The sequence below is a fragment of the Streptomyces sp. NRRL B-24085 genome, from assembly GCF_001282115.1.
In the GTDB taxonomy this organism is placed as follows: domain Bacteria; phylum Actinomycetota; class Actinomycetes; order Streptomycetales; family Streptomycetaceae; genus Streptomyces.
The window spans coordinates 1-2,074 of the sequence record NZ_LJBR01000572.1 but is presented as its reverse complement, the minus strand read 5'-3'; the positions used below and the strand labels follow the sequence as shown (position 1 = coordinate 2,074).

Sequence of the window (2,074 nt, the reverse complement as noted above, 5' to 3'; positions counted from 1 at the left end):
GCCCACCAGCGGCTTCGGGTGCGCCGCGCACCTTCGTGGCCTGACGGGTCGGTGGCGGGGCGGCCTGCGCGGCGCACCCGAAGCCGCTGGTGGGCTCTGTGGGTTACTGCGCTTGCCGTTCACGGTTGGGAGCGGTGGAGGAGCAGTGCGGGTGGTGGAGAACGGGGCTTCGGGGGCGGGGAGGTACGCGCACCTTCGTGGCCTGACGGGCCGGTGGCAGGGGGGCCTGCGCGGCGCACCCGAAGCCGTCGGCGGGCTCCGAGGGCTATTGCGCTTGCCGTTCACGGTCGGGGGCGTGGAGGAGCGGCGCGGGTGGTGGAGAACGGGACTCCGGGGCCGGGAAGGCGCCGCGCACCTTCGTAGCCTGACCGGTTGACGGCGGGGGCGGTCTGCGCGGCCCTGCCGCCGTCGGCGGGCTCCGAGGGCTACTGCGCTTCCACGGCCACCGCTTCGGTGGGGATGGGCTCCGTGTCGGGTTCCGCTTCGGCCGGCGGCTTGCGGTCCGGGTCCGGGACGGTCTCCTCGTCGGCCGGGGTCGTCCGCTCCGGCAGCAGTGCCAGCACCGCCTGCCGGTCCGCCTCGCTCGTCGCGTCGTCGTACGGGTCCGGGGTCGCCGGCACCTGGAGGCGGTGCACCGGCCCCGTCCCGAGGCGGGCGTACCCCCGGCCGGGCGGAACGTCGGTCACCGGGGTCGTGTGCGGAGGCGCCCCGAGGAAGGCCTCCAACTGGTCCGGCGTCGCGGGCCCCAGCACGACACGCGCGCGCGTGTGCTGCCGTACCGCGTCGCTCAGCGCCTCCGCGCCGTCGAACTGGTCGGCCACCACCACCGTGACGTTCGCCGCGCGTCCGTGCCGCAGGGGGACCTGGAGCAGGGACTGCGGATCCTTGCGGCCCTCCGCGGCCGCCAAGTGGGTGAAGACGCTCGGACGGTCGAGGAGGATCCACAGCGGGCGCTTGGTGTCCTCGGGCGGCGGGTGGCCGGCCTGGCGGGCGCGGTTGGCCGCGATCAGACGGCGCTCCGTCTCGGTCGCCGCCCACTCCAGGCTCGCGAGCGTCCCCGCCAGCCCGCACTCGACCGCGAGGACCCCGTCCCGCCCGGTCAGGCACGCGTACTCGCCGGTGCCGCCGCCCTCGACGATGACGACATCGCCGTACTGGAGGGCCTGGAGCGCGATGGAACGCAGCAGGGTCGAGGTGCCGCTGCCCGGCTGGCCCATGACCAGCAGGTGCGGTTCGGTGGAGCGGATGCCGGTGCGCCAGACGACCGGCGGGACGTCGCGCTGCGCCTCGCCGTAGCCGAGCGGCAGCGTGCGCTGGACCTGGGTGGGGTCGGTGAAGCCGAGGACGGTCTCGCCCGGGGCGGTGACGAAACGCTGGGCGGCGATGTCGGTGGGGAGCGGGGCGAGGACGGTGAGTGTGAGTTCGTTGCCCTCCTCGTCCCAGGCGAAGTGGTACTCGCGGCCGCGGCCCGACTTGGCGTGCAGCAACTGCTCGATGCGGGCCCGGGACTCGGCCTCGCCGTCGGTGAAGTACGCCGGGTAGCGGACCAGCAGATGGGTGATGCGGCCGGTGGCGTCGAATTCGTACGCGGGGAACGCCTTCTCCCACTCGCCGCCGTGGGTGTACAGCGGGGCCGGGTCCTCGGCCGCGGAGAAGTACGGGACGAGCGCTTCGTACAGCGCCTGGAGGCGCTGGGTCTGCGACTCGTCGGGTCCGTCCGGCTCCGGCGGCTTGCGGTCCCGGCCCTGCCGGGCTGCCGCCGCCATCAGGCTGATGACGGCGAGCAGCGGGCCGTACGGCACGAGCGCCACGACCAGGACCACCGAGGCCACCAGGAACAGCAGCGGTCCGCGCTTGTCCTTGGGGGTCTCGGCCCATCTGCGCCGCCCGGCCGAGGCCAGCCGGCGCAGACCACGGGTCATGGTGATCAACGGGTGGAGGACGTCGGTGGCGCTGTCGGCCGCCGTTCGGGCCAGCTCCCGGCTCCGGGCGATCTGGGCGCTGCCTGTGCTCAGGATGCGGGGGAGGGGGCGGCGGGCCACTGCTGTCTCCTGGTGGTGCGTACGGACGGGAG

1 protein-coding gene is annotated in these 2,074 nt (G+C 74.6%); it reads right to left on the bottom strand.

The window, feature by feature from the left end; translation table 11 throughout:
• Positions 1-425: 425 nt before the first annotated feature.
• Positions 426-2,042, bottom strand: coding sequence for a hypothetical protein (locus tag AOJ26_RS39680; protein ID WP_053853197.1), 1,617 nt, complete (start codon positions 2,040-2,042; stop codon positions 426-428).
• Positions 2,043-2,074 lie beyond the last annotated feature (32 nt).